The following is a 26,551-nucleotide window of genomic DNA, read 5'->3' as shown; positions in this document are numbered from 1 at the left end:
CGGGGGAGGATGCGATGTCCGGTTTTGCGTGCCGCTGCCGTCGGCACAGGTCATGTCGAGGCCGCAGGCGCGGCCTCAGCCCAGGCGGGCGCAGTGCTCGGTCACGGCATCCATGACGGCCAGCAGGCGCTCGCTGGCGACGAACACCGGCATGGCCCGGCCGGTGCTGGCGCCATCGCGCAGCGGCACCCAGGCGGCATCGGCCTGCGCCAGCCCGTCGCGCAGCGCGGCGTCGCCGTTGTTGCGCAGCGCCTGCATGCCGGCCTCGAACTCGTAGATGGCGGACTGCCGCTCGCGTCTGATGGACTCGGCGCCCGGGCTGGCCAGGGCCAGCAGCGCGACGCGCTGTGACAGCAGGCGCTGGCGCGACGCGAGGCGGGCCTGCCAGGGCTGCGTGGCACGGCTGGCATTGGCGAGCTGGGCCAGCGTCATCATCTCGTTGGCCGTGCTCAGCAGCGCGCGGTGCGCCTCGGTGCCGGGCGTGCCGGCAAGCAGCGCCTGGTAGTCCTCGTAGCGGCGGGCCAGGGCACGCTGGCCGCCGGCCTGCTCGGGGCTGGACGGGCGCTGATGCAGTTGCACGAGCTGCTGCTCGAACGCGGCCTGGCTGGCGGCCAGCACCTGGCGCGCCGGCACGGCCACCTCCGCGTCGGCCATGCACAGCCAGGCCTTGCCCATGCGCTGGCTCAATGCACCAAGACTGGGCGAATTGCACACCACCAAGGGTTGTCCCTTGCTGGCAAATGGGGCGGCGCCCAGGGCGGTGACGAAGAAACGGCGCGAGTACAGCATGCGGGCTTTCGAGGTCGGCAGTTCAGGCCGGGGCGTTCTGGCACGGGGTGCAGGTCGACGCCGGCCTGGTTGGCGTCGAACCCTTCGGCACCCTGCGTGGACGGGATCGAGACCCGCCCCCAAGACCTTATGCACGGTTCGTTCCAGGTGCCTGCCGCCGTGTTTCCGCCCCGACACAAACTGCCGATGCCGCCGATACATCGCCGCGCTGCAATGCCCGCAGCCAACCGCCAACAGCCAAGGAGCTGCGATGCACCACGACGACCACGACCAGGGCCTGGCCCATGACCTGAACCGCCTGCAGCAGCAGGCCCTGGCCCGCCGCCACGCGCTGCGCTGGCTGCTCGGCGCCGGCGCGGCAACGCTTGGCGGTGGTGGCGCGCTGGTGCTGGCCGGCTGCGGCGGTGGCGGCAGCGGCGACACCGCCAGCACGTCGACCTCGTCCGGTTCGACGGGCTCGACCGGTTCCACGGGCACCGGCAGCACGGGGGGCACCACCACCACGACGTCAGGCTGCACCGTCATCCCGTCCGAGACCGAGGGCCCCTACCCGGGCGACGGCTCCAACACGGCCAACGGCAGCGTCGCCAATGCGCTGGCGCTGTCCGGCATCGTGCGCAGCGACATCCGCGCCAGCATCGCCGGCGCCAGCGGCACTGCCACGGGCGTGCCGCTTCAGGTCATCATCGAGCTCGTGAACACCAATGCCTCCTGTGCCGACCTGTCGGGCTATGCCATCTACCTGTGGCATTGCGACGCGCTGGGTCGCTACTCCATGTATTCCAGCGGCGTGACGGCCGAGAACTACCTGCGCGGCGTGCAGCCGACAGCCAGCGACGGCACGGCGGCGTTCACCACCATCTACCCCGGCTGCTATGCCGGCCGCGTGCCGCACATCCATTTCGAGGTCTACCGCAGCACGACGACGGCGACGAACTGGAACAACAAGCTGCGCACCTCGCAGCTGTGCTTCCCGGCGGACGCCAACAGCGCCGTCTACGCCACCAGCGGCTATGGCAACAGCGCGGCCAACAATGCGGCCATCAGCCTGAGCAGTGACGGCATCTTCAGCGACGGCTATGCCACGCAGATGGTCACGATCACCGGCTCGGTCAGTGCCGGCTACGTGGCCCGATTGAAAGTAGGCATTTCGGCATGAACCACGTGGAGCGCACGGCGACCCCAGGCCGATCGACATCCCCGAGTGGGACCGTCCGGCGTACCCACCGGGCGAGGGGCTGACATGCGCTGCCTCGTCGTCGACGACGATGCCGAGATCCGCACCAGCCTGACGACCTATCTCGAAGGCTTCGGGTGGCAGGTCGGCGCGGCGGCCGACGGCGGGGCGATGCGGCGGATGCTGGCGGCGGCCAGGGTCGACGCCATCGTGCTGGACCTGATGCTGCCCGGCGAAGACGGCCTGGCGCTGCTGCGCTGGCTGGCGACACAGCCCGACGCGCCGCCAGTGCTGATGCTGACCGCGCGCGGCGACACGATGAGCCGCGTCATCGGCCTGGAGCTGGGCGCGGACGACTACCTGGCCAAGCCCTTCGAGCCGCGCGAGCTGGTGGCGCGGCTGCAGGCCCTGGTGCGGCGCTCGAACAAGGGCCAGGCTATCGTGGCCGAGGACATGCGCATGCTGCGCTTCGGCCGCTGGCGCTTCGACCGCATCGCGCGCCAGCTCGTCAATGCCGAGGACGTGGGCATCGCGCTGTCCAGCGCCGAGTTCCGGCTGCTGGCGGCCTTCGTGCAGCGCCCGGGCCGTGTGCTCAGTCGCGACCAGCTCATCGAGCTGACGCGCGCGCCGGGCGTGGAAGTCAACGACCGCAGCATCGACCTGGCGGTGTCGCGGCTGCGCGCCAAGCTGGGCGACACGGCCCGCGAGCCGTCCATGATCCGCACGGTGCGCGGCGAGGGCTATCTGTTCGACGCGGAGGTGAGCCCATGTTGAACCGCATCAGGTCGTGGGACAGCCTGGGCCTGCGCCTGTTCCTGCTGATGTGGGCCGCGCTGGTGCTCAGCCACGGCGTGGCCTGGCTCACCGTCACGCGCGTCAGCGGCGCGCTGCCAATGATGAGCCGGCCCGCGATGCCCATGCCGGGCGCGGGCATGCCGCCGCCGCTGCACGGGCACGTTGTGGACGACCTCGACGCGCCGCCTCCGCAACCGCGTAACGGTTTCGGCCCCGGCCCCGGCCCGGGGGCCGGCCCCGCGGGCCCGGGGCCGCTGGCCAGCGGCGGGCGCCTGCCCACCTTCCCGTCGCTGCCGCCCACGCTGACGCTGCGCGGCAGCCTCATCGACTACGGCGTCCGGATGATCGTCATCGCGCTGGCCGCCTGGTGGGGTTCGCGCTGGCTGGCGCGGCCGGTGCGCCGGCTGGTGAGCGCGGCACAGGCCCTGACGCCCGCGCTGGCGCAGGGCCGTCCCGCGCCAGCGCTGCCAGTGGACGAAGGCACGGTGGAGGTGCGCGAGGCGGCAGCCGTGTTCAATCGCATGGCAGCGGAGCTGAGCAGCCAGTTCGAGGAGCGCGGCCTGATGATCGCGGCCATCTCGCACGACCTGCGCACGCCGCTGACGCGCATGCGGCTGCGGCTGGAGACCGGCGACGTCGAGACGCGTGTGCGCGAGCGCTGCATCGACGACCTGCGCGAGATGAACCATCTCGTGGAAAGCGTCATCCAGGTGTTCCGCCCGGGCGAGTCCGCCGACCTGCAGCGGGTGGACCTGTCCGCGCTGGCGCAGTCCGCCGTGGACGACCTCGCCGAGACGGGTGCCAACGCCAGCTTCTCGGGCCCGGCCGCCGTCGTCACGGCCGACCCGATGGCGCTGCGCCGCGTCGTCGACAACCTCGTCGGCAACGCGTTGCGCTATGCCGGCAACGCGCGGGTCAGCGTGGACCTCGCCGCGGGTGTGACGCGGCTGGTGGTGGAAGACGACGGCCCCGGCATCCCCGAGGCCGAGCTGGCGCGCGTGCACCAGCCGTTCCGCCGCGTCGAAGGCTCACGCAACCGCGAGACCGGCGGCACGGGGCTGGGCCTGTACATCGCGCAGCAGCTGGTGCGGCGCCAGGGGGCGGTGCTGGTGCTCAGCAACCGGCCCGAAGGGGGGCTGCGGGCCGAGGTGGTGTTCTAGGGCCTGTTCCCGTCAGGTTCACAGGCCCCAGCTCCGCAGGCCGAGGGCTGGCCCGCCCCAAGCCGGCGCGCAGGCATCGTCGTCCCTGAGGGGACTGCGTCATGCCGCCTGCTCCACCGGCGCATGCCGCGTGTACAGGAAGTCGATGACCGCCTTGCGCGCCGCCCCGTAGCGCGGGTCTTCGGCCAGTTCCACGCGCACGCGGGGGCGCGGAATGCCGACGTCCAGGATTTCGCCGATGGTCGCCGCGGGGCCGTTGGTCATCATGACGATGCGGTCGGACAGCAGCACGGCCTCGTCCACGTCGTGCGTGACCATGATGACGGTGCCCTGCGTGCGCGCGACGATCTTCAGCAGCTCGTCCTGCAGGTGTGCCCGCGTCAGCGCATCCAGCGCGCCGAAGGGCTCGTCCATCAGCAGCACCTTGGGCTCCATCGCCAGCGCCCGCGCGAGGCCGACGCGGTGCTTCATGCCGGCCGTGATCTCGTGCGGCCGCTTGTGCAGCGCGTGGCTCAGGCCCACCAGCTCCAGCGCGGCGCGGGCGCGCACCTTGATCCTGGCGCGCGGCTCGCGGCCGCCGAAGACGGACTCCACGGCCAGCAGCACGTTGTCCAGGCAGGACAGCCAGGGCAGCAGCGACGGGTTCTGGAACACCACCGCGCGTTCCGGGCCCGGCGTGGCGATCTCGCGGCCGTCGCAGATCAGCGCGCCCGACGTGGGCATCAGCAGGCCGGCGACGAGGTTCAGCAGCGTGGACTTGCCACAGCCCGGATGGCCGATCAGCGTGACGAACTCGCCGCGCTGCACGTCGAGCCGGATGTCGCGCAGCGCCTGCAGGCGGCCCTTGCGCGTGGTGAACACCATCTCGGCGTCCTGCACCTGGATGAAGGGTTTCATGTCAGTCCTCGAAGGTGAAGTGGCGTGCCAGGCGCTTCAGCATCCCTTCGAGCAGCAGCCCCACGGTGCCGATGACGACGATGGCGACGATGACGTGGGCGACGTTCAGGCGCCGCCATGCGTCCCAGGCCCAGGCGCCGACGCCTGCGCCGCCGGTCAGCATCTCGGCCGCGACGACGACGAGCCAGGCCGTGCCCACCGACAGGCGGATGCCCGTCAGCACGTCGGGCAGCACGGCGGGTAGCAGCACGCGGGTGATGACCGTCCATTCGCTCAGCCGCAGCACGCGGGCAACGTTCAGGTAGTCCTGCGGCACGCGCTGCACGCCCGCCGCGGTGTGCACCAGCAGCGGCCAGAGGGCGCCCATGACGATGGCCCAGACCGTGGCGGAGTTGGCGCTACCGAACGCCAGCAGGCCCAGCGGCAGCCAGGCCAGCGGTGACACGGGCTTGAGCAGCGCGATCAGCGGCGCGGCCATGCGGTTCGCGAACGACGAGCGGCCGATGAGCAGGCCCAGCGGGATGCCCGCCAACGCGGCCAGGCCGAAGCCCAGCGCCACGCGTGACAGCGAGTTCAGCACGTGCCAGCCCATGCCCTGGTCGTTCGGCCCGTTGCGATGGAACGGGTCGGCGAAGAGCTGCGCGGCGACGTCCCAGGTCTGCCCCGGCGTCGGGAAGCTGCCGCCCTTTTGCGTGGCCAGCGCCCACACGCCCATCAGCAGCGCCAGGCCGATGGCGGGCGGCAGCACGCGCAGCGCCAGGCCGCGCCGGTCGATGCCGTCATGTCGTGCCGCAGCCGGCGGCGCGGCGCTGTCCCCGGGGATGTGGAAGATGGCGGAGTCCATGGCGTCGGCGATCTACCTTGAGGCCGCCGGCGGCCTGGCGCTGTGCGGGGTGCTTGCGCGGTCGCTGACGGGCATCACGGACTCCTGGAACGATACGAATGCAAGACGGTGCCGCGGCCCAGCCGCCGCTCCGCTGCAGCGCCTGCCGACGCCGCGATAAAGGACGGACGCCGTTGTCCTGTCGTGCCGGCCTCGAAGGGTGTCAGCCGCCACAAGAGGCCGGCGCCGTTGCCGGCCTCGCAGGATTCCATGCAGGTTGCGTGCCAGGCCCTGCGCTGCTGTTCAAGCCGGCATGCGTGCCGCCGAGCGCCTGCGGGCGCGGGTTTCCAGGCCGATGTGCGCCGCCCTGGTGCATGCGCGCGGCACAGGCAGGCGAGCGGTTTGGTGCAAAGCGCCCTGAAATCGCGCTCAGCGTGGGCGCAGCAACTGATCGGCATCGATCAGCCGCGTGGCCACCGCGGCCAGCGTCTGCCCCCCGTCCATGGCCAGCTGGCGCAGGCGCTGGAAGGCGGCCTCCTCGTCCAGCCCCTGCTCGCGCATCAGGATGCCGCGGGCGCGCTCGACGAGCTTGCGCTCGGCCAGCTGGGTCTGCGCCAGGCGCAGGTCGTGCCGCAGCGTCTGGTCGTGTTCGAAGCGGGCCAGCGCCAGTTGCAGCACGGCGCCCAGGCGCTGAGGCGGCAGGCCGGCGACGTGCAGGTCGCTCACGCCGGCCTGCAGCGCGGCGCGCATCTGTGCGGGTTCTGCACGCTCGGCCACCAGCAGCACGGCGCGCGGCGGGCCGGCCTGGGTCAACTGGGCGAGGAGCCGGGGGCTGGGCTGGTCGCAGTCGATCAGCAGCAGATCGGGCGCAAGCCGCTCCAGCGCCGCCGTGAGGCCGTCGGGCTCGGCCACCAGGTCGATCACGTCGACCAGCTGGCAGCGCAGGCGGATCAGTTCGAGGCGGATGACGGGGCTGCGGCGTTGGCCGGCGTCGGCCAGCATCACGCGCAGGCCCGGCAGGGAAAACGGCGGCGTCGTCATGCCCACCGCTTTTGCAATTAGCGTGCCTTGCTCAGCGCGGCGGCTGGTAGGCGGGCACGGCGTTCTTGATGGCGGGCAGCGACATCAGGTGCTCGAACATCGCGCGCAGGTCCTCGTCCGTCATCCGGCTGTAGGCCTGCCACGGCATGGGTGGGGCGATGGGGCGGCCGGCACCGCGGTGCTGGCCGGTCTTCATGGCGCCGATGAACTGCTCCACCGTCCAGCTGCCCAGGCCGGTGTCGCGGTCGGGCGTGAGGTTGGCCGCGTAGCTGACGCCCCACGGGCCCCAGAACGCGGTGTTGGTGCCGGCGCCGCCCCAGATCCAGGGCCCCTGCGCCGCGGGCGCCGGGGGCAGGGCGAGGCCCTGCGGGTGGCCCGACAGGCCGCGGCCGACATCGGGCTCGGGGCCCTTGGGGCCCATCTTCATCGGCGTGTGGCAGTCGGCGCAGCCGCCGATGGCGACGAGGTAGCGGCCGCGGCTGATCTCGCCGGGCTGGCCCAGGGCCGGCAACGCGGCCGCCAGGGCGATCAGGGGCAGGCTCAGCCGGGACAGGCAACGCAAAGAGGGCATGGCGGGCATCCGTGGATCGACAGGGCGCACAGCCTATCCAGACCCCGGCGTCGCCGCCATGCAGATATTCACCGGCGGACCGGTGGCCGGTTTCGCGCGGCCGCGCCGTGGGGCGAGGCGGCCGCGCGCCGGGTCACTTCATCAGCAGGTTGGGCAGCCACAGCGTCAGCGCGGGCCAGTAGGTCACCACCATCAGGAAGCCCAGCATGGTCAGCAGCCACGGCATGACGGCCACGGTCAGCTCGCTGATGCCCATCTTGGTGATGCCGGACGCCACGTACAGGTTCAGGCCCACCGGCGGGTGGCACATGCCGACTTCCATGTTGACGACGATCAGGATGCCGAAGTGGATGGGGTCGATGCCCAGCTTCATCGCGACCGGGAACAGGATGGGCGCCAGGATCAGGATGATGGAGCTGGGCTCCATGACGTTGCCGGCCAGCAGCAGCAAGATGTTGACCACCAGCAGGAAGGCGATGGGACCGAAGCCCTGGTTGATCATCCAGTCGGCCATGGCCTGCGGGATGTTCTCGCTCGTCATCAGGAAGCTGAACAGCACCGCGTTGGTGATGATGTACAGCAGCATGGCGCTCATGCTGGCCGAATCCAGCAGCACCTTGGGCAGGCGCTTGAGCGGCAGGTCCTTGTAGACGAACACCGCGATGATGAAGGCGTAGACCGCTGCCATGGCCGCCGCCTCGGTGGGCGTGAAGATGCCGCTGTAGATGCCGCCCATGACGACGACGATCAGCAGCAGGCCCCAGATGCTCTCCTTGAACGCCAGCAGGCGCTCCTTGAAGCTGGCCTTGGGCAGGCGCGGGTAGTTGTTCTTGCGGGCGATGTTCCAGGTCGTCAGGCCCAGCAGGAAGGCCAGGCACAGGCCGGGCACGATGCCGGCGATGAACATGGCGCCCACCGACACGTTGGTGGAGACCGAATACATCACCATCGCGATGGACGGGGGGATCAGGATGCCCAGCGAGCCGGAGGTCGTCAGGATGCCGGCGCCGAACTTGTTCGGGAAGCCCTGCTTGACCATCGCCGGCAGGATCACCGAGCCGATGGCCACCACGGTGGCCGGCGACGAGCCCGACACGGCGGCGAACAGCGCGCAGGCCATCACGCCCGCCAGGCCCAGGCCGCCGTGCCAGTGGCCCACCATGCTGGACGCGAAGCGGATCATGCGCCGCGCCACGCCGCCATGGGTGAGGAAGTTGCCGGCCAGGATGAAGAACGGGATCGCCATGATCTCGAACTTCTCGATGCCCGTGAACAGCTTGAGCGCGACGCTCTGCACCGGCACGTCGGTCATCGTGAACAGGAAGGTCAGCACGGTCAGGCCGAGCGAGATGCTGATCGGCATGCCGGTCAGCATCAGCGCGACCAGCAGCACGAAGATGATGAGGCTGTTCATGCGGGCTTTCCTTCGGTCTCGACGCCTTCGACGTGGCCGTGGTCGTGGTGGGGCAGCTCACCGGTCTTGAGGAAGCTCCAGGCCACCTGCAGGAAGCGGTAGCACATCAGGCTGGAGCCCAGCGGCACGCACAGGTAGACCCACCACATCGGCACTTCCATGTCGACCGAGGTCTGGTCGGTCTGCGACATGTGCCAGACGAAGTTGGCGCCCAGCGCCGCCACCGTGCCGGTGAACAGGGCGCCGGCCAGCAGGCCGAACACCACCAGGCTGCGGTAGGCGTTGCCATGCAGCTTGCGCAGGATCACGTCCACGCCGACGTGGATGCCGGTGCGCACGCCGTAGGCGGCGCCGAACTTGGCCATCCAGACGAACATGAAGATGCACAGCTCCTGGGCCCAGCCCAGGTTGAGCTGCACCGTGTAGTCCTGGATGTAGGGCACGCCGGACAGGAAGCGGTGCACGACGGCGATGAAGATCACCAGCGTCGCGGCACCGATGAGGAAGGCGATCAGCCACTCCTCGAGATGATTCAGCACTCGATTGATCATGGAAGCTCCCTCACGGGACGGTTGAGCCGGGACGTCGGGTGGCTGCAGCGCCGCCGCGCCCGCGGCGATCCCCGCGCGGCCGGCGATGCCGGTCCGGCGGGGCATGCCCCTCAAGGGGGCGAGGGCCTGGCGCAGCGATTACTTCGGCGCGACGAAGCCGGCTGCCTTGTAGGCGGCCTCCACGGTGGCCTTGCCGACGCGGGATTCCATTTCCTTGTGGACCGGCATCAGGGCCTTCTTCCACTCGGTGGTCTCGGCGGGCGTGGGCGTGTGGATGGTGGTCTTGCCGCTGGCCTTGATCTTGTCCAGCGACGTGGCGTTCTCGGTCGCGGCGATCGCGTTGGCGTAGACCGTGCTGTCCTTGATCGCGCCCTCCAGCTGGGTGCGGATGTCCGCCGGCAGGCCGTCCCAGAACTTCTTGTTGACGATGACCGCGTAGGCCAGGTGGCCGTGGTTGGACAGCGTCATGTGCTTCTGCACTTCGAAGATCTTCTGCGTGAAGAAGTTGCTTGGCACGCCTTCGGTGCCGTCCACCACGCCCGACTGCAGCGCCTGGTAGAGCTCGCTGAAGGCCATGACCTGCGGGATCGCGCCGAGCGCACGCATCTGCGCGTCCAGCACCTTGCTGGACTGGATGCGCATCTTCATGCCCTTGAAGTCCGCCACGTTGTGCAGCGGCTTGTTGGCGCTCATGATGTGGAAGCCGTTGTCCCAGTAGGCCAGGCCCTTGATGCCCTTGGGTTCCAGCTTCTTGAACAGGTCTGCGCCGAGCTGCCCGTCGGTGACGGCGCGGAAGGCGTCGGTGTCCTTGAACAGGTAGGGCAGGTCGAAGACCTCGAATTCCTTCACGCCCAGCGGACCGAACTTGGCCAGCGACGGCGCCAGCATCTGGACCGAGCCCAGTTGCAGCGCCTCCATCTCTTCCTTGTCCTTGTAGAGCTGGCTGTTCGGGTACAGCTCCACCTTCACCTTGCCGCCCGTGCGCTGCTCGGCCAGTTCCTTGAAGCGCTGCGCGCCCTTGCCCTTGGGCGTGTCGGGCGCCACGACGTGGCTGAACTTGATGATGATGGGTGCCTGCGCCTGGGCGGCGAAGGGCAGGGCCGACAGCGCGGTCGCGGCGGCGATGGCAGAAGCAAGAACGAGACGACGCAAAGCCATGTTTGTCTCCGAATGGTTGGTATGGGCGCGATTCTTCCGATCCGGCCCGGGCTGCGGTAGTTGTGGAGTTCCACATTTCGCAACCGCTTGCGGCTTCTTAGACTGCGAACCATGAAACTGCGCGAGCTGCTGTACCGAAGCCTCTGGCTGGCGCCCCTGGTGTTATCCCTGATTTTCGTGCTGGGTGTGCTGGCCTGGGTGCGCGCCAACGAGGCCGAGGAGCAGGACCAGCAGCGCCAGACGCTGATCTCCGACGCGCTCAGCACCGAGGCGCAGCTGCGCGACCGCATCGGCGACGAACAGGTCCAGTTGCGCCAGCTCGCCGCCAGCCTGGCCGGCCAGCCGCGCACGAGTGCCACGCTGGCGGCCCACCCCGAGGTGAATGCCGGCCTGCGCCGCCTGTGGCAGTCCGTCACCTGGCTGGATGATCTCAACCGCGTGCTGGCCGAGGTGCCCGAGGACGCGGAGGCCGGCCATTCCGAGGACGGCCTTTCGCTGCACCTGACCGCGCCCGTGGCGCCCGGCGGCGTGCTCGTCGTGCGCTACGCGCCGGCGCTGCTGCTCAAGCGCGGCGTGCCGTGGTGGCTGGCGCGCAAGTACGACGTGCAGCTCGTCGACAGCGCCGACCAGGTCATCGCCTCCGCCACGGAGTCGCCGCTGCGTGCCGCGCAGGCGCCGCGGCCGAGCTACCGCGTGGCGCTCACCGGTCCGCTGCGCGCCAGCCCGCTCACGCAGGCCGCGCTGACCGACGCCGCGCTGGAGCTGACGCTGCGCGACCCCGTGTTCAACGGCACGCGCACGCTGGCCTGGGTGCTGGTGGCCGGCTTCCTGCCGCTGGTGGCCGTGGCGAGCTGGCTCACGCGCCGCCAGATGCGCCAGGTGCAGCGCGCCGAAAGCGCCTGGCGCACCGAGGCCGCCTGGCGCCGCGCGATGGAGGACTCGGCGCTCGTGGCGCTGCGTGCGCGCGACTTCGACGGCCGGCTGCTGTACGTCAACCGCACCTTCTGCGACATGGTCGGCCTGCCCGCCGAACAGCTGGTGGGCCTGCTGCCGCCCATGCCCTACTGGCCGCCGGACGCGCTGGCCGAGGTGGCCGAGCGCAACCGCCGCAACCTCGCCGGCCACGCGCCGCGCGAGGGCTACGAGGCCCACTGGCGGCACGCGTCGGGCCGTACGGTGGACGTGATGGTGTTCGAGTCGCCGCTGGTGGACGCCAGCGGCCGCCAGATCGGCTGGATGGGCTCCATCATCGACGTCACCGAGCGCAAGCGGCTGGAGGAGCGCGAACGCCGCCAGGTCGAGACGCTGGCCAACAACGCGCGGCTGACGATGCTGGGCGAGATCGCGTCCACGCTGGCGCACGAGCTGAACCAGCCGCTGACGGCCATCGCCAGCTACGGCGCGGGTCTGACCAACTCGCTGGCCAAGCTGGGCGTGAAGGACGAACTCGTCTGCGGCGCGCTGCAGCGCCTGGGCCAGCAGGCCGCGCACGCAGGCCGCATCGTCGCGCGCATCCGCGAGTTCCTGACGCGCCGCGAGCCGCGCCAGGAGCCCTGCGACGTGAACGCCATCGTCGGTGCCGCGGTGGAGCTGCTCAAGCGCGACCTGCAGCAGCGCGGCGTGCAGGTGGAGCTGCTGCTGGCGCAGGCCCTGCCCGAGGTGCGCGCCGATGCGGTGCTGGTGGAGCAGGTCGTCATCAACCTCGTGCGCAACGCGTCCGACGCGCTGCTGGGCCGCCCGGAGCGCCGCCGCATCCGCGTCAGCACGCGGCTGGCCGGCGAGTTCGTGCGCATCGACGTGCAGGACAACGGCCCGGGCCTGGCCGGCCAGCGCGTCGAGCAGCTGTGCGCGCCGTTCTATTCCACCAAGCCCGACGGCATGGGCCTGGGGCTGGCCATCTGCCGCTCCATCGTAGAGGCGCACCACGGCGTGCTGGACGCCGAGGAAGCCTCCGGCGGCGGCGCGCTGTTCTCCTTCAGCCTGGCCGCGCGCCAGGACCACGCGGTGGAGCCTGCCCATGACGCCCAGCACTGACGCCCCGGCGGGGCGCGTCCATCTCGTCGACGACGACCCGGGCGTGCGCGACGCGCTGACCTTCCTGCTCGGCTCGCGCGGCCTGGCCGTGCGCCCCTTCGCCAGCGGCCCCGAGCTGCTCGCCGCGCTGGACGCCGAGCCGCCGCAGAACCGGCCGCCCAAGGGCATCTTCCTGCTCGACGTGCGCATGGAGCCCATGACCGGCACGCGGCTGCACGACGAGCTGCTGGCCCGCGGCCTGCGCAACCCGGTGCTGTTCCTGACCGGCCATGGCGACATTCCCATGGTCGTCGAGGCGCTGAAGAAGGGCGCGTTCGACTTCCTGGAGAAGCCCTACAGCGACAACGCGCTGGCCGACCGCATCGAGCAGGCGCTGGCGGTGGACGCTGCGATGCAGGCCCAGGGCGCCCAGTCCGCCGAGCGCAGCGCGCGCCTGGCCAGCCTGACGGACCGCGAACGCGAGGTCATGACGCGGGTGGCCGCGGGCAAGCTCAACAAGGTCATCGCCGACGAGCTGAACGTGTCGGTGCGGACCGTGGAGGTGCACCGCGCGCGCGTCTTCGCCAAGCTGGGCGTGCGCTCGGCGGCGGAAGTGGCGACCTTGCTGGCGGGCCGGTAGGCGCCGCGGACGACGGCGCACAGCGGCGCCCTGGCGGGCAGCACCGCCGAAGCGGGCGGGTCGGGCGTCAACGCGGCAGCCGCGCATGACCGATCAACGGGTGTGTGCCGGATCGTCGCCGGTGGCACTGGCCTGCGCCTGCTTCGTGCGCGGGCAGGCGCATCGCCGCGCCTGGGCTGAACACATCCGTTGCGGTGCCCGGGCTGCAGTAGTTCCGCGTGTGAAATATGCCGCCGCTCGACGGCATTTCTGATCCTGCCCTGCGCATTTGATACTTTCGAAATGCAAAAGTGATAAAAACGCGATGTCGGCAAAGCGCCATGGCCGACTTCAGCAATCGGATGGCGCGCACCTCTCGGATCGAAACATGTTCACCAACCTCAAAATCGGCTCCCGACTCGCACTGGGCTTCGGCGTGTTGCTGCTGCTGCTGTGCGCAGTGGCCGGCATCGGCAGCTACCAGACGTCGTTGATCAATGCCAACGTCATCGACCTGGGCGGCAACTGGCTGCCCAGCGTCAGAGTGCTGGGTGATTTGCAGGGCCAGGCCAATGCCGTGCGCCGCACGTCCCTGCGCCATTTGCTCGAGGTGGACAAGGCGGGCAAGGACGCCCAGGCCGTGGTCCACAGCCAGCTCGTCGACAAACAATTCCCTGCCACCTTGGCCGTCTACGAAAAGCTGGTCTCGTCGCCGGAGGAGGCCGCGCTGTTCCAGCAGATCAAGACCTTGTGGGCGGCGTACCAGGAGGACGACCGGAAGCTGCAGACGCTGTCAGACGGTGGTGCCGCGACCTTTGACGAAGCCCGCGCGCTGGCGGCAGGCCGGACGGCCGAGTCCTTCGCCAAGTTGCTCGGCGTCATCACTCAGGACATCGAGCTCAATGCGAATGGCGCCACGGCCAGCAGCGAGGCCGCCGCCGCCAGCTACCGCGCCGTGATGCTTGCCAACGGCGCGGCGATCATCGTGTCGCTGATCACGGGCATCGCACTGGCCATGGCCATCACGCGCACCATCACGCGGCCGCTGCAACAGGCCGTCCAGGTCGCCACGGCGGTCGCGGCCGGCGACCTCACCTCCAGGGTCGATGTGCAAGGCAAGGACGAAACCGCGCAACTGCTGAAGGCGCTGGGCGAGATGAACGACAGCCTGGCCGGCATCGTCGGCCAGGTGCGCAGCAGCAGCGAGAACATCGCCACCGGCTCCGCGCAGATCGCCACCGGCAACCAGGACCTGAGCCAGCGCACCGAGGAGCAGGCCAGCAACCTGCAGCAGACCGCGGCGTCGATGGAAGAGATCGCGGGCACCGTGCGCAACAACGCCGAGACGACCAATCAGGCCAGCAGCCTCGCCCATCAGGCGTCGGCGGCAGCCGTCAAGGGGGGCGAGGTGGTCGGCGCCGTCGTGACCACGATGCAGGACATCTCCGCCGCCTCCAAGAAGATCGTCGACATCATCGGCGTGATCGACGGCATCGCCTTCCAGACCAACATCCTGGCGCTGAACGCCGCCGTCGAGGCGGCCCGGGCCGGCGAACAGGGCCGCGGCTTCGCGGTCGTGGCCAGCGAAGTGCGCAGCCTGGCCGGGCGCTCCGCCGACGCGGCCAAGGAGATCAAGTCGCTGATCAGCGCCAGTGTCGAGAAGGTGGAAGTCGGCAGTCGCCAGGTGGGCGAGGCCGGCACGTCGATGGGCGAGATCGTGGCCCAGGTTCAACGGGTGACGCAGTTGATCGCCGAGATCGCCAATGCCACGTCCGAGCAGTCCAAGGGCATCAGCCAGGTCGGCGAGGCCGTGAACCAGCTCGACCAGGTGACCCAGCAGAACGCAGCCCTGGTGGAGGAGAGCGCCGCCGCCGCGGACAGCCTGCAGCACCAGGCGGCCGCGCTGGCCGATGTGGTGCGCGTGTTCAAGCTGTCTGGTGGCAGCGCCACGCCGACGGCTCGACCGGCCACGCGCCCGGCCGCAAGGACCAGCCCGCCTGCGCCCGCGGCGTTCAAGCCCAGGCTCGCCAGCGCGCCCAAGTCGCCGGCCCCGGCTGCCGCCGCCAGCGCCGCCGACAACTGGGAAACCTTCTGAGCGCCACCTGCCGCTCGCGCATCCCCTTCAATGTCCAAGGATCTGCCATGACCGCGCTCATCGAACACCCGCAAGCCCCGGCACCGTCCGGGGTGTCATTCACCCCGGCGCCGCTGCGCCAGGCCGTCGCGGCCCTGCCGAGCGAGTACCTCAGCTTCCGCCTCGGGGCCGAGGAATACGGCATCGACATCCTGCGTGTCCAGGAGATCCGCAGCTACGCCGAGCCGACACGCATCGCCAATGCGCCGCATTTCATCAAGGGCGTCATCAACCTGCGCGGCGTGATCGTGCCCATCATCGACCTGCGCCTGAAGCTGTCCTGCCAGGCGGCCGAGTACACGGATTTCACCGTCGTCATCGTGCTGAACCTGCGGGACCGCGTGGTCGGCATCGTGGTGGACGCCGTGTCGGACGTCATCGCGCTGGAGGCCGACAGCATCAAGGCTGCGCCGGCCATGAGCGCCGCGGTGGACGTCCAGCACATCCTGGGCATCGGCTGCGTCAGGCACGGCGAGGTCGAGCGCATGCTCATCCTGACCGACATCGCCGCGCTGATGAGCAGCGCCGACATGGGGCTGGTGGATACCGCGGTGCACTGAAAACGCCGCCTGGGCCCGGCCCGTTCTTCGCCGACACTTCGCGCCCCCCGGTCACAGCAGGAGCGTCGAGATGGCGATCGATGTCGCGCGGCAGCCGCCATGAGGTTGCCGCCCCCCGCACTGCGCGCGCATGCGCTGGAGGAAGTCCATCGCTACCTGCAGGTCTGCCCCGGCGAGGCGGCGTCGCTGGCCGCGCTGGCCGAGCAACTGGCGGATGTGTCGGACCCGGTGTTCTCGCGCGCCAACCTGCGCGGCCACATCACCACCAGCGCCATCGTCTACGACTCCCGCCGCCGCACCGTGCTGATGATCCATCACCAGGCGCTGGACTGCTGGCTGCAGCCCGGTGGCCACCACGAGGGGCAGGATCGCCTGGACGTGTCCGCCGCACGCGAGGTGACGGAGGAGACCGGCATCGCCGCGCTGGCGCGGCTGCCCTGGGGTGGCGAGCACCCCGCGCCGTTCGACATCGAGACGCACGCCATCCCCGCCCATCCGGCCAAGGCGGAGGGCGCGCACGTGCACCACGACTTCATCTACCTCTTCGCCGCCGATGCCAGCCAGCCGCTGCAGCCGCAGTGGGCCGAGGTCCAGGGCGTGCGCTGGATGGACCTGGCCCAGTTCGCGGCACTGCCATCCGCGCGGTTTGCGCGGATGGCGAGGAAGCTCGCGGCGGCGGGTCTGGCGCCGCCGCGCTGATCAACCGGGCTGCACGCCGTCTGCCGGCCGCGGGTACTCGATGCGGCGTATCGGCGTGAACAGCGCGCCCGCGGCCACCACGGCGAGCAGGCACAGCGCCGCCGCGGTGAACAGCTGCGTCACGTCCAGCACCCGCAGCGCCGCACCTGCGGCGGCGGCGGCCAGCGGTGCCAGGCCCATGACGATGAACATGAACAGCGCCATCGAGCGGCCCAGCATCGCCGGCGCGATGCGGCGCTGCAGCCAGCTGTAGACGGCCACCTGCACGAAGCCGCCCAGCGCACCCAGCGGCAGCAGCAGCACCGCGCCCTGCCAGGCCGCGTGCACATGGCCGAAGGCGAGGAACACGAGGCCGGCCAGCGTGTCGATCAGCAGCACCGTGCCGCCCAGCGTGGCCAGCCGCCAGTGCGGCTTCAGGCCCGAGACCGCCATGCCGGCCAGCGCGCCCAGCCCGTGCACGGCCAGCATGACGCCCAGCGCCGCGGCGCCGCCGGGCAGCCGCTCGGCGGCCAGCACCGGCAGCGCGACCTGGATGGGCCCGCCGACGAAGAAGGCGATGGCCGCGAAATACAGGAAGAGGGCGCGCAGCTCCTGGTCCCGCCAGCAGGCGCGCATCGCCTCGGCGATGGCGGCGAACACCGGTTGCGCTGCCCTGGCCTCGCCCGCCGTGGTCCGCACGCGCGCCAGCGTCCATGCCGACACGACGAAGCTGGCCGCGTCCAGCCCGAAGGCCCAGGCCAGGCCGTGGCGGCCCAGCGCCGGGTCGCTGCCGGACGTGACCAGCAGCCCCGCCAGCACCGGCCCCAGCAGCAGCACCAGCTGGCGCGCGCCCATCAGCACGCCGTTGGCCGGCTGGATCAGCGCCGCCGGCACGGCCTGCGGCAGGATGGCGCTGGCGGCGGGGTAGCTGAAGGCCGAGGCCAGGCCGATGGCCAGCGTCAGGCCGTAGACCCAGGGCAGCGTGATCGCGCCGGTGGCCGTCAGCGCGGTGAGCAGGCCCAGCAGCGCGGCGTTGAGCCACTTGGTCAGCCACAGCACGGCCTTCGGCGAATGGCGGTCCGCCAGCGCGCCGCCGACGAGGATGAAGACGGCGCGCGGCAGGCTGCCCAGCGCCAGCACGGTGCCCAGCACCAGCGGGTCGCGGGTCAGCGTCATCACCAGCCAGGGCAGTGCCAGCAGCGTGAACTGGTCGCCCAGCATGGACAGCAGGCCGCCGCCCATGAGCCAGCGAAAGTTGGCGTTCTGGAACAGCGCGCGGCGCGGGTCGGGCGTGGGGGTCATGGCTTCTCCTGCGCTTGTTCTTCGGCGGGCAGCGTGTCTTTCGAGCGGCGCAGGTAGGCGATCAACTCGGGCGTGACGCCGGACTGGCGCGCCAGCTCCGGCTCGGCGGCATACATGCGCCGCATCGTGTCCTTCATGCCGGGCGCGATGGCCATGAACTGCTGCTGCAGCACCAGCCAGCGGCGCACCAGCGCCTGCACCTCGGGCGCGCCAGGATCGCAACCGCTGTCCATCGCGGCGCGGGCGTCGCGGATCAGCCCGGGCCACTCGGCCTCGACGGCATCGCGGTCGGCTTCCGGCAGCGCCTGCCACCGCTGGCGCAGCGCACGCATCTGTGTCGGGCTGAACCAGCGCTCGTGCACGCGGCGGATCTGCATCGCATCCAGCAGCACCTGCATCGCGTCGCCGCCGTCGCCGTGCAGTTCGAGCCGCCTGGCCGCATTGCGCAGTGTCTGCAGCAGCGTCTCCTGCGCCAGCAGTTGCGCCTCGATCTGCTCGATCTGCGCCTGCAGCACCGCGGCCAGTGGCTGCGGGGCCTCGCCGTCCAGCAGCGGTGCGATGGCCTTCAGCGGCACGCCGGCATCGCGCAACGCCAGCACGCGGTGCAGGCGCAGCACGTCCGCCTCGCCGTAGCGGCGGTAGCCGGCCTCGCTGCGGCCCGATGGGCGCAACAGGCCCAGTTCCTCGTAGTGGTGCAGCGTGCGCACTGTCAGCCCGGCGCGGCGCGCCAGTTCTCCCACGGTGTAGTCCATGCGGGCCCCTCGGCGGTTGGTCGAATCGGCGCGGATGATGAAGCCTCACGCAGCATGAGGGTCAAGCGCTGTCGTGTGCCTCACATTGAAAGCGCGTTCATGGGGCGTTACTCCCGGGTACGGCGCATGCGGGCCTACGGGATTCCCCTTGCTGGGGCCATTGGGGTGGCGTTCGGGCGGATTTCGCGGCGCGAGCGCTGGCACGGGGTTTGCGCTAGCCACAGAGCCGGGGCGCATGCCTCGGGGTCAAACACAAGGAGTACCGAATGACCACCCCCCTACTGCGCCCGCTGACCCGGCTGGCCACGCTGCTGTCCTTCGCCACACTCGCCACGAGCGCGCTGGCGCTGGAGCCCTTCAACTCGGACGCCGAGCGCGCCCAGCTGCGCCAGGCGCGCGGCGAGTTCGTGCTGGAAGACGGCCGCGTGCTGCGCGTGCGCGTGGGCGAGCACATCCTGGGCGTGCGCTTCGACGACGCGCCGATGGAGCTGTGGCGCGCGCAGAACGCCGACCTGCTGGTCAGCCCCGATGGCCGCCGCCAGTTGCGCCTGCTGCGCAGCACCAACGGCAGCGTCGACCGCGTGGAGCTGCACACGACGCAGGCCCGCTGAGCGGCAGCGAGGGCAGGCGCCCTGCGTGCTGCCTTGCGCGCGTCAGCGCGCCGCGACGAAGCGGTACTCGTGCTGTGCGTCGCGCAGGATCAACGTCGGCTTGGCGGCCTTGTCGTCGCGCACGAACTCGATGCCGCTGATGCCGGGGTCGATGGTCATGTAGCTCTGCGTGCCGTCCTCGTTCTTGCGCAACGCGACCTCGCTGTTCCAGTGCGGGAAGACGAAGCGCATCTTGCCGCCCTGGCGCTGCACGCGCAGCGCGCCCAGCTCGGGGCTGCGGTAGCTGGCGGCCAGCGCCTTCAGCGCGTCGGCGGGAATGGGCAGCGTCAGCAACTGGCGCTGCTTGTCGGCCTCGGCCTTGCGGTTGGCGATGGCCACCTTCAGGCGCTCGTCGGCTTCGGGCCGGCCGTCGAAGATCACCTCCAGCAGCTTGCGCTGCAGCGGGCCGCGCAGCAGCACGCCGGCGTCGGCGTTGGTCAGGATGGTCACGCCCACGCCGTACTCGGGCAGCCAGATCATGTTGGAGTGAAAGCCCAGCATGTCGCCGCCATGCGAGGCGATGGTGATGCCGTACTGCCGGTCGATGAACAGCCCCATGCCGTAGCTGGCGTCTTCGCCGACCATGATCTGCGGCCGGTAGCGCTCGGCCCAGTTGGCCTCGCTGATGACGGGCTGGCCGTCGGGGCCGCGGCCCTTGGCCAGTTCCATCAGCACCCATTGGCTGAAGTCGCGCGCGCTGGTCCACACCGCGCCGGCGGGTCGGGCCGGGATGATGGTGTAGTTCAGGTCCATGCTGGCGCGGCGCGTGCTGCCGTCGAAGGCATCGCCATGCGGCATCGCATGGTTGCCGCGCATGACGCGGGCGTAGTCGAACGTCGTGTTCTTCATGCCCAGCGGCCCGAACAGCAGCTCCTGCATGGCCTCGTCGTAGGCCGCGCCGACTTCCTTGCCGGGCTTGAGCGACGCCGCGGCGATGAAGCCGCCGGCGCCCACCATCAGGTTGCTGTACTGGAACACCTCGCCGAACTTGCTGGTCGGCTTCATGACGGCGAGCTGGTCGAAGGTGGTGCGGGCCGGCGCGCGGCCGTCGGCGAACAGCCAGTCCAGGTCTTGCCTGGGCATGCCGGTGCAGGCGCACACCAGGTGCTTGATGAGCACGCTCTTCGTCACGTCGGGGTCGGCCAGCTTGAAGCCGGGGTAGGCGTCGGCGGCGGGCTGGTCCCAGCGCAGCTTGCCGGCGTCCACGGCGCGGGCCAGCAGCGCCGTCGTCATGGCCTTGGTGTTGGAGGCGGCCATGAACAGCGTGTCGGCATCCACGGGCGTGGGCTTGCCCAGCTCGCGCACGCCCAGGCCGCCGGCCCAGACGAGCCGGTTGCCGTCGATGAAGCTCAGGCCCACGCCGGGCACGTCGAGCTGGCGCATGCCTTCGGAGATGAAGGCCTTGAGCTGCTCGACGCGTTCCGGCGTCAGCGGCTTGGCCGTCCTGCCGGCGAAGCTCTCGCGTTCGTAGCCCATGGGCCGCAGGCTGCTGAAGAACTTGCCGATCGGCGCGCTGCGCTTCTCCAGCGTGCCCTCGGCGGCCTGCAGCAGCAGCACGACCCAGGCCTTGCCGTCGCCGGTGCTGGCGCGGCGCGCGATGGCCTGCAGCACCAGCTTCTCGTTGGGCGAGGTCTCGTAGTCGAAGGCCTGCTGGTCCACCCAGCCGTTGCGGCTGGGTCGCGGCGTGGCCAGGCGCAGCGTGCGCTTGAAGTCGGGCTGCACCAGCTGCCAGGCCTGCGCCACGGCGTCGGCGGCGTCCTTGGCGGACGCGAGGTCCACGACGGTGACCGTCGCGTCGCCCTCGGGCGCCGTGAACTTCAGGACGTTGTTGGTGCTGCTTGGCGTGAACGCCTCGGGAGGCGAATAGCTGTGGCCGGTCGAGGTGGTGTCGGCACTGGCCGCGAAGGCCAGTGCGAGCAGGGAAGCGATCAGCAGGCGGCGCATGGGGGCTCCTTGGTGAGGAGCCGCGATGCTAGGCCCGATCAGGACGCGTTGATGGTCACCACCACGTTCCCGGTGCTGCTCTGGCCCAGGTTGTCCTTCAGCGTGATGACGAGCGTGGTGCTGCCGGCCACGGGCTTGGGCCAGGTGACGGTGAGGCCGGTGCTGCTGGCCGCGAAGCCCATGCCGCTGGCCGCGCCGGCGATGCTGATGGACAGGCTGCTGGCGCCCGGCGCGCTGTAGCCGATGGTGCCGGTGAAGGCCTTGCCGGCCGTGCCGCTGAGGCTGGTGGTCGTCAGCGTCGGGCCGCTGGCCACAGGTGTGGCCGGCGTCGGGCTGCTGCCCGTCACGCTGGCGCCGCTGAGGCTGGTCAGCAGCGCGGCGGCGTTGGGCGTGCCCCAGCCGGTGGGCGTGTCGTAGCCGGCCTTGGCGGTGCAGGTCGTGCAGCTGCCGTTGCTGCCGCTGGCGATGTCCTTGAAGGCCGAGGCGTACTGCGTCGGCACGGCGCCGATCTGCTGGTAGACGGCCGCGTGCGGCTGGCCCAGCACGGTCTTGCCCGAGGCGACGCGCAGTGCGTTGGCCACGGCCACGAGGCCGGCCCATTGCGGCGTGGCCAGGCTGGTGCCGCCGGCGCTGACCCAGCGCGTGGTGGTACTGCTCTGCGGGATCGTGGCCACGTACTGGCCGGTGTTGGGGTCGGCGTTGAAGGCCACGTCGGCGACGGCGCGCTTGGCATAGCCGCCGATGGTGCCGCTCTGGTAGCTGGGCAGGGCCACGTAGGCGCTGATGCCGCCGCCGGTGCCGGTCCAGGTGGTCTCGCTGCGTGCGCCGCTGCCGCTGTAGGTCAGCGACGTGCCGCCCACGGCCAGCACCTTGGTCGACACGGACGGCCACGACACGGCCGCGCCGTTGTCGCCGGTGGCGGCCACGTAGCTCATGCCGGCGGCGGAGAAGATGCTGTCGTAGCTGTTCGTCCAGCTGCCTTCGGCCGCGCCGAAGCTCATGGACACCACGCCCGCGCCCATCTTGTTGGCGAGCGCGACGGCGCTGGACAGGCTGGTCACGCCGGCGTCCGGCGCCTCGATGAGGACCAGCCGCGCCAGCGGCGCGGTGGCATGGGCCCACTGCACGTCCAGCGCGATCTCGGTGGCCCAGCCGCTGTCGTAGGCGGGGGCGGTGCCGGTGAGCGCGCCGGCGCTGGTGCTGTAGGCGACGACCAGTTCGCAGCCGGCGGTGGCAGCCGGCAGCGGCAGCGCGCTGGTGCCGGTCAGCATGCGCGATGTGCAGGCCGGCAGGCCGAACTTGGCGTTGAAGGCGGCCAGCTCGGCGACGATGTTGGGGTCGTGCTTGGCGTTGACGATGTAGATCGTCTGGCCGGCGCCGAGCTGCGCGGCCTGGGCCGCCGTCAGGCCGGTGGTGCTGGCGGGCAGCGCCGGCAGGCCGTAGGCGGCGCGGACCTGTGCCGGCGTGTAGGTGGTGACGGCCGTGGTTGCCGCCATCGGTGCGGCTTCACCGGCACCGGCGCCTAAAGCGCGGGCGCGCGTCGCGTCGTCCAGGCCCGCGGGCGTCAGATGGCGGGTGGACAGGCCCGACAGCGCGAATGCCCGGTGCGGCGCGGCGCCGTCTTCGGGCTCGTCGAGCGCGACGGCGGCGGTGTGGAAGCTGGGCTGGGCGATGACGCCATCGGCCGCCGCGCCATCGAGCGCGACGCTCAGCGAGACGGCCGCGGGTGCCGCACTGGCCTGGACGGTGGGGTTGCCGCCGTCGCCGCCTCCGCAGGCGGTCAGCGCCGCGGCGGCCAGAAGGCTGAGGGTCCAGGAGAGAGTGGTGCTGCGCATGGCCAGGGTCCCGTGCAAAGAAAAAGAAACGGGAGGGCCACGCGGATCAAGACCTTGGGTCTTGGCGGCCCCGCTGCCGTGTCGGCTGCCGTGGGATGCACGTGCAGACGATTTAGGCCGGTGGCTTTGCGTCCCCGCCTTTCGACGGGTTTGCCCTCAGGTTGTCAAACAGGGTCAGTCTAGGTGTTGTCGATCATTTCTGCGTTTTGCCGTCAGGACTGAGTGTGATTTATGCCTCATTGCGTGCCGAGCTTTGTTGGTCGTGAGTCTGCATGGGCTGGTTGTCACGACGCAGACGGACCGACGCTCAAGCCGGCGCGATCTCGACGGCGACGCCGGACAGCACCGCGTTGCCGCTGAGCGGGTCGCGCGCGGCGTCGTCCAGCAGCGCGTTCATGTTCACGCCCGGCCGCTCACGCGCGACGCCCATGCGCACGCCGTCCAGGTCGTGGCCCCAACCGTGCGGCAGGCTGACGACGCCCGGGCTCATGTCCGCACTGCGCTCCACGCGGGCGACCAGCGCGCCGACGGCGCTTTTCACGTGGGCGTAGTCGGCCAGCCCCAGCCGGTCCGCGTCGCCGGGATGCACGAGCAGCGTGCAGCGTTCGGGCCCTTTGGCGAGGACGGGCAGGTTGTGCATCCAGCTGTTGCCGGAACGCGTGTCGCGCCGGCCGATGAGGGTGAACGCGGGCGCCGGCTCGGCCGTCACCTGCGCCAGGTCGGCCAGGATGGACGGTGGCGCCAGCTCGACCTTGCCGCTGGGCGTGCGCAGCACTTCGGGGATGCGCGGGGTGAGGGAGCCCAGGTCCACGCCGCCGCCCTCGACGGTGCTGGCGGCCTTGACCTGGGCCAGCGTCAGCCCGCCGGGCCTGCGGCCGAACTGGTCGCCGTAGGGGCCCACGCGCAGCTGCAGGTCGATGAGCCGCTCCGGGCCGCGCCAGGGTTGGAGCGCGGCGAGCACGGCCGGCGTGGCGTCGCCGGCAAAGCGGCGCACGTCGGCCGCGATGGCCTCGTCGTCGAGCTGCTGCACGTCCACGTCCAGGCCGCGGCCTTCGAGCAACGCGCACAGGCGCAGCAGGGTCTGCCACTCCTGCGGCGTGCCGGGCACGGCGTCGAACACCGGGCCCGAGAACCGCGCATGGTTTCGATGGCTGAGCTGCGGGAACGCGACGTCGAAATGCAGGTCCTCCAGCGGCGACAGACCCGGCAGGATGACGTCGGCATGGCGCGTCGTCTCGTTCAGGTAGATGTCCAGGCTGAGCATGAAGTCCAGCTGCGCCAGCGCCCGGGACAGGCGTGGCCCGCCCGGCGCGGACAGCACCGGGTTGCTGGCGATGGTGATGAGCGCCTTGATCTGGCCTTCGCCCGGCGTCTCGATCTCCTCGGCCATGACGGTGATGGGCAACTCGCCGAACACCTCGGGCGCACCGGACACGCGGCTCTTGCGCCGGCCGGTGGTGACGCCTTTGCCCACGCCGACCGGGTCACCGGGCTTGCCCTGGGTGTTGGGCGCGAACGCGGCGGCCTTGGCGAACATCGCGCCGCCCTCGCGGTCCAGGTTGCCGGTCAGCGCGTTGATGAGGTCCACCAGCCAGGAGTTCACGGTGCCGAAGCGCGTCGTGCAGGTGCCGATGCGGCCGTAGACGGCGGCATGCGGCGCGGCGGCCAGCTCGCGGGCCAGGCGGCGCTGCGTGTCGGCCGGGATGCCGCAGCCGGCGGCGGTCACTTCAGGCGCGAACGGCAGCACGGCGGCGCGCGCGTCGTCCAGCCCGTTGACGTGGCCTTCGAGACGGCCCAGCGTCACCAGTCCTTCGTCGAACAGCGTGTGCGCGATGCCGGCCAGCAGCAGCGCGTCGCCGCCGGGGCGGATGGGCAGGTGCTCGTCGGCGGCCGCGGCCGTCTCGCTGCGGCGCGGGTCCACCACGACGATGCGCCCGCCGCGCGCGCGCAGGGCCTTGGCCTTGCCGCGGTAGTCGGGCACCGTCCACAGGCTGCCGTTGCTGACCATGGGGTTGGCGCCCAGGATGAGCAGGTAGTCGCAGCGCTCGATGTCGGGCAGCGGGATGGACAGCCAGTGGCCGAACATCAGTCCGGCGCTGAGCTGCTTGGGCATCTGGTCCAGCGTGGAGGCGCTGAAGGCGTTGCGCGAGCCCAGCGCCCGCGACAGGCGGGGCGTGTAGGCCAGCAGGCTGACCTTGTGCGCGGCCGGGTTGCCGACCGTCATCGCCACCGCGTCGGGCCCGTGCTCGCGCCGGATGGGCAGCAGGCGCCGCTCGATCTCGGCGAAGGCCTCGTCCCAGGTCGCCTCGACAAAGGCGCCGTCGCGCTTGATCAGCGGCGTGCGCAGGCGGTCGGGGTCTTCGTGCAAGTCCTTCAGGCTCACGCCCTTGGGGCACAGGTAGCCGTGGCTGAAGACGTCGTTCGTCGCGCCGCGGATGCTCACGACCTGGGCGCCTTCGGTCTTCACCTCCAGGCCGCAGCAGGCCTCGCACAGCGGGCAGATGCGGTAGTGGCTCTCGGGCATGGGTGTCTCCTGGTGTTTCGGCGGATTCTCCCGACGCCCGCGCGCTCCCCGCGTCAAGCCGGCGACAGGAGCCGCCGGGTCATTGACGGCCTCACCAGTTGCCGATGCTCGGGTTCACGTAGCTGAATTCGTTGGGCACGTCCGCATCGAAGTTGGTGTACGAGAACGACATGCTCAGCGCCAGCGAGCTGACCTGGTGCCACCAGCCCAGCGGCAGGAACAGCGTGTCGCCCGGCTCCAGCACCGTCTCCAGCACCCGGGCCTGGCGCAGCAGCGGGTAGCGGGCGTGGTCGGGCGCGTCCAGGTCGACGGGGCTGTAGACGCCCATGCGGTTGTAGAGCAGCGGCGTCTGCAGCGGCGACACCAGGCGCCAGCGCTTGCGGCCCACGATCTGCGTGTGGAACAGCATGAGCGTGTCGTGGTGCAGCGGCGTGCGCGTGCCGGCCGGGCCGAACCAGAACGACGCGGCCGTGTGCAGCAGGCTGCGGTCGCAGGTGGGCGGCATGCTGCCGATGTCGGCCAGCAGCGGCATGAACTCGGGCCGGCGCAGCATCTCGTCGTTGGCCGTCAGGTAATGGTCGTTCGTCGCGCCGCCGTTCACGACGAGGTCGACGAACTCGGCCACCGTCATGCGCTGGCGCAGCTTCTCCTTGTTCTGCTCGAACAGCGCGTCGGCGTTGCGGCCCACCTGCACGTCCACGGCGAGGTGGCCGAAGCGCTCGCGCAGGTCGGCGGGCGACCATCGGCGCATCGCCGGCCAGTCGTCCGCCACGCCCTGCAGCACGACGGGCCGGCAGCCGCGCACGTAGCGCCCGACGAACTCGTCGCGCGACACGCCGCGGCGCTTCTCGATGACGCCGTAAGCCGGGTCGCTCTGCCAGACCTGCTGCAGGTTGGCGCACACCGATTCCAGCTTGCGCAGCATCTGCTGGTGGCGCCGCGCCGACAGGTACACCGGGTCCTGCTCGATCTGCGCGATGGCGGCCTCGCTGGTGGCCGGGTCCTGGCCGGCCGCCACCATGGTGGCGAGCATGGAGGCCGGCGCGCAGTCCCACAGCCGGTTGTCGGCCACCCACTGCAGCCAGTCGGGCGTGAGGTCCAGCAGGGCCGCGGGCCGGGGCCGCGGTGGGGGCTTGATCGGGGAGAGCGTCATGGCTGCGGGGG

The 26,551-nt window shown here is 70.9% G+C and carries 23 protein-coding genes and 1 riboswitch; of the genes, 9 read left to right on the top strand and 14 right to left on the bottom strand.

Features of this window, described 5'->3' with window-relative positions:
* Positions 1-75: 75 nt before the first annotated feature.
* Entirely contained in the window at positions 76-789 is a 714-nt protein-coding gene (locus ACO07H_RS21240; RefSeq protein WP_422017863.1) for a hypothetical protein, read from the bottom strand.
* A 250-nt stretch (positions 790-1,039) separates the two neighbouring features.
* Here ACO07H_RS21240 and ACO07H_RS21235 point away from each other — a divergent pair, with 250 nt between their 5' ends.
* From ACO07H_RS21235 to ACO07H_RS21225, 3 genes are all read left to right on the top strand, one after another.
* Positions 1,040-1,948: an intradiol ring-cleavage dioxygenase gene (locus ACO07H_RS21235; protein ID WP_422017861.1), complete on the top strand. Its 909-nt coding sequence runs from the start codon at positions 1,040-1,042 to the stop codon at positions 1,946-1,948.
* An 84-nt stretch (positions 1,949-2,032) separates the two neighbouring features.
* The gene (locus tag ACO07H_RS21230) at positions 2,033-2,740 is read left to right on the top strand and encodes a response regulator (RefSeq protein ID WP_422017859.1); all 708 of its coding nucleotides are present in this window, start codon (positions 2,033-2,035) and stop codon (positions 2,738-2,740) included.
* The gene (locus ACO07H_RS21225) at positions 2,734-3,921 is read left to right on the top strand and encodes an ATP-binding protein (RefSeq protein WP_422017857.1); all 1,188 of its coding nucleotides are present in this window, start codon (positions 2,734-2,736) and stop codon (positions 3,919-3,921) included. The genes ACO07H_RS21230 and ACO07H_RS21225 overlap by 7 nt, the downstream gene beginning before the upstream one ends.
* Positions 3,922-4,020: 99 nt before the next feature.
* Here the strand turns inward: ACO07H_RS21225 and ACO07H_RS21220 are convergent, their stop codons facing one another.
* From ACO07H_RS21220 to ACO07H_RS21190, 7 genes are all read right to left on the bottom strand, one after another.
* On the bottom strand, positions 4,021-4,818 hold the full coding sequence (locus ACO07H_RS21220) for an ABC transporter ATP-binding protein (RefSeq protein ID WP_422017855.1): 798 nt from the start codon (positions 4,816-4,818) through the stop codon (positions 4,021-4,023).
* 1 nt (position 4,819) lies between these two features.
* Positions 4,820-5,662: a nitrate ABC transporter permease gene (gene ntrB / locus ACO07H_RS21215; RefSeq protein ID WP_422017853.1), complete on the bottom strand. Its 843-nt coding sequence runs from the start codon at positions 5,660-5,662 to the stop codon at positions 4,820-4,822.
* Between the two features lie 408 nt (positions 5,663-6,070).
* Positions 6,071-6,682, bottom strand: coding sequence for an ANTAR domain-containing response regulator (locus ACO07H_RS21210; protein ID WP_422017851.1), 612 nt, complete (start codon positions 6,680-6,682; stop codon positions 6,071-6,073).
* A gap of 31 nt (positions 6,683-6,713) precedes the next feature.
* Complete coding sequence (locus ACO07H_RS21205; protein WP_422017849.1) at positions 6,714-7,253, bottom strand: c-type cytochrome; 540 nt, start codon at positions 7,251-7,253, stop codon at positions 6,714-6,716.
* Between the two features lie 133 nt (positions 7,254-7,386).
* A complete protein-coding gene (locus ACO07H_RS21200) occupies positions 7,387-8,667 on the bottom strand; it encodes a TRAP transporter large permease (RefSeq protein ID WP_422017847.1) in 1,281 nt (426 codons plus the stop codon).
* Positions 8,664-9,218: a TRAP transporter small permease gene (locus ACO07H_RS21195; RefSeq protein ID WP_422017845.1), complete on the bottom strand. Its 555-nt coding sequence runs from the start codon at positions 9,216-9,218 to the stop codon at positions 8,664-8,666. The genes ACO07H_RS21200 and ACO07H_RS21195 overlap by 4 nt, the downstream gene beginning before the upstream one ends.
* 138 nt (positions 9,219-9,356) lie before the next feature.
* Positions 9,357-10,376 carry a TRAP transporter substrate-binding protein gene (locus ACO07H_RS21190; RefSeq protein ID WP_422017843.1) on the bottom strand — a complete coding sequence of 340 codons (1,020 nt, stop codon included), beginning with the start codon at positions 10,374-10,376 and terminating at the stop codon, positions 9,357-9,359.
* Positions 10,377-10,487: 111 nt separating this feature from the next.
* Between ACO07H_RS21190 and ACO07H_RS21185 the strand changes: the two genes are divergently transcribed.
* The 5 genes from ACO07H_RS21185 to ACO07H_RS21165 all read left to right on the top strand — a co-directional run bounded on the left by ACO07H_RS21185 (position 10,488) and on the right by ACO07H_RS21165 (position 16,401).
* Positions 10,488-12,410 carry a sensor histidine kinase gene (locus ACO07H_RS21185; RefSeq protein WP_422017841.1) on the top strand — a complete coding sequence of 641 codons (1,923 nt, stop codon included), beginning with the start codon at positions 10,488-10,490 and terminating at the stop codon, positions 12,408-12,410.
* Positions 12,394-13,029, top strand: coding sequence for a response regulator transcription factor (locus ACO07H_RS21180; RefSeq protein WP_422017840.1), 636 nt, complete (start codon positions 12,394-12,396; stop codon positions 13,027-13,029). Before ACO07H_RS21185 ends, ACO07H_RS21180 begins: the two co-directional genes overlap by 17 nt.
* 367 nt (positions 13,030-13,396) lie before the next feature.
* Positions 13,397-15,103, top strand: coding sequence for a methyl-accepting chemotaxis protein (locus ACO07H_RS21175; protein WP_422017838.1), 1,707 nt, complete (start codon positions 13,397-13,399; stop codon positions 15,101-15,103).
* Between the two features lie 47 nt (positions 15,104-15,150).
* Positions 15,151-15,702, top strand: a complete 552-nt coding sequence (locus ACO07H_RS21170; RefSeq protein WP_422017836.1) for a chemotaxis protein CheW — start codon at positions 15,151-15,153, stop codon at positions 15,700-15,702.
* Positions 15,703-15,801: 99 nt separating this feature from the next.
* Complete coding sequence (locus tag ACO07H_RS21165; protein ID WP_422017834.1) at positions 15,802-16,401, top strand: NUDIX hydrolase; 600 nt, start codon at positions 15,802-15,804, stop codon at positions 16,399-16,401.
* Here the strand turns inward: ACO07H_RS21165 and ACO07H_RS21160 are convergent, their stop codons facing one another.
* Both ACO07H_RS21160 and ACO07H_RS21155 read right to left on the bottom strand, forming a co-directional pair.
* Complete coding sequence (locus tag ACO07H_RS21160; protein WP_422017832.1) at positions 16,402-17,682, bottom strand: MFS transporter; 1,281 nt, start codon at positions 17,680-17,682, stop codon at positions 16,402-16,404.
* Positions 17,679-18,434 (bottom strand): MerR family transcriptional regulator, encoded by a 756-nt coding sequence (locus tag ACO07H_RS21155; RefSeq protein WP_422017830.1) that lies wholly within the window; start codon positions 18,432-18,434, stop codon positions 17,679-17,681. Before ACO07H_RS21155 ends, ACO07H_RS21160 begins: the two co-directional genes overlap by 4 nt.
* Positions 18,435-18,700: 266 nt before the next feature.
* On the opposite strand from ACO07H_RS21155, the gene ACO07H_RS21150 reads away from it, so the two are divergent.
* Positions 18,701-19,045 (top strand): hypothetical protein, encoded by a 345-nt coding sequence (locus tag ACO07H_RS21150; RefSeq protein ID WP_422017828.1) that lies wholly within the window; start codon positions 18,701-18,703, stop codon positions 19,043-19,045.
* Between the two features lie 42 nt (positions 19,046-19,087).
* Here the strand turns inward: ACO07H_RS21150 and ACO07H_RS21145 are convergent, their stop codons facing one another.
* The 4 genes from ACO07H_RS21145 to ACO07H_RS21130 form a co-directional block, all read right to left on the bottom strand.
* Complete coding sequence (locus tag ACO07H_RS21145; RefSeq protein ID WP_422017826.1) at positions 19,088-21,028, bottom strand: serine hydrolase domain-containing protein; 1,941 nt, start codon at positions 21,026-21,028, stop codon at positions 19,088-19,090.
* A gap of 38 nt (positions 21,029-21,066) precedes the next feature.
* Positions 21,067-22,863: a S53 family peptidase gene (locus tag ACO07H_RS21140; protein WP_422017824.1), complete on the bottom strand. Its 1,797-nt coding sequence runs from the start codon at positions 22,861-22,863 to the stop codon at positions 21,067-21,069.
* 60 nt (positions 22,864-22,923) lie between these two features.
* Positions 22,924-23,028, bottom strand: a riboswitch (cyclic di-GMP riboswitch).
* 142 nt (positions 23,029-23,170) lie between these two features.
* Positions 23,171-25,387, bottom strand: coding sequence for a molybdopterin-dependent oxidoreductase (locus tag ACO07H_RS21135; RefSeq protein WP_422017822.1), 2,217 nt, complete (start codon positions 25,385-25,387; stop codon positions 23,171-23,173).
* A gap of 91 nt (positions 25,388-25,478) precedes the next feature.
* On the bottom strand, positions 25,479-26,540 hold the full coding sequence (locus ACO07H_RS21130; protein ID WP_422017820.1) for a cupin-like domain-containing protein: 1,062 nt from the start codon (positions 26,538-26,540) through the stop codon (positions 25,479-25,481).
* Positions 26,541-26,551 lie beyond the last annotated feature (11 nt).

The sequence above is a fragment of the Roseateles sp. genome (assembly GCF_965229315.1).
Classification (GTDB): Bacteria; Pseudomonadota; Gammaproteobacteria; order Burkholderiales; family Burkholderiaceae_C; genus Pelomonas.
The sequence above is the reverse complement of the archived record's forward strand: the minus strand, read 5'-3'. Positions and strand labels throughout refer to the sequence as shown.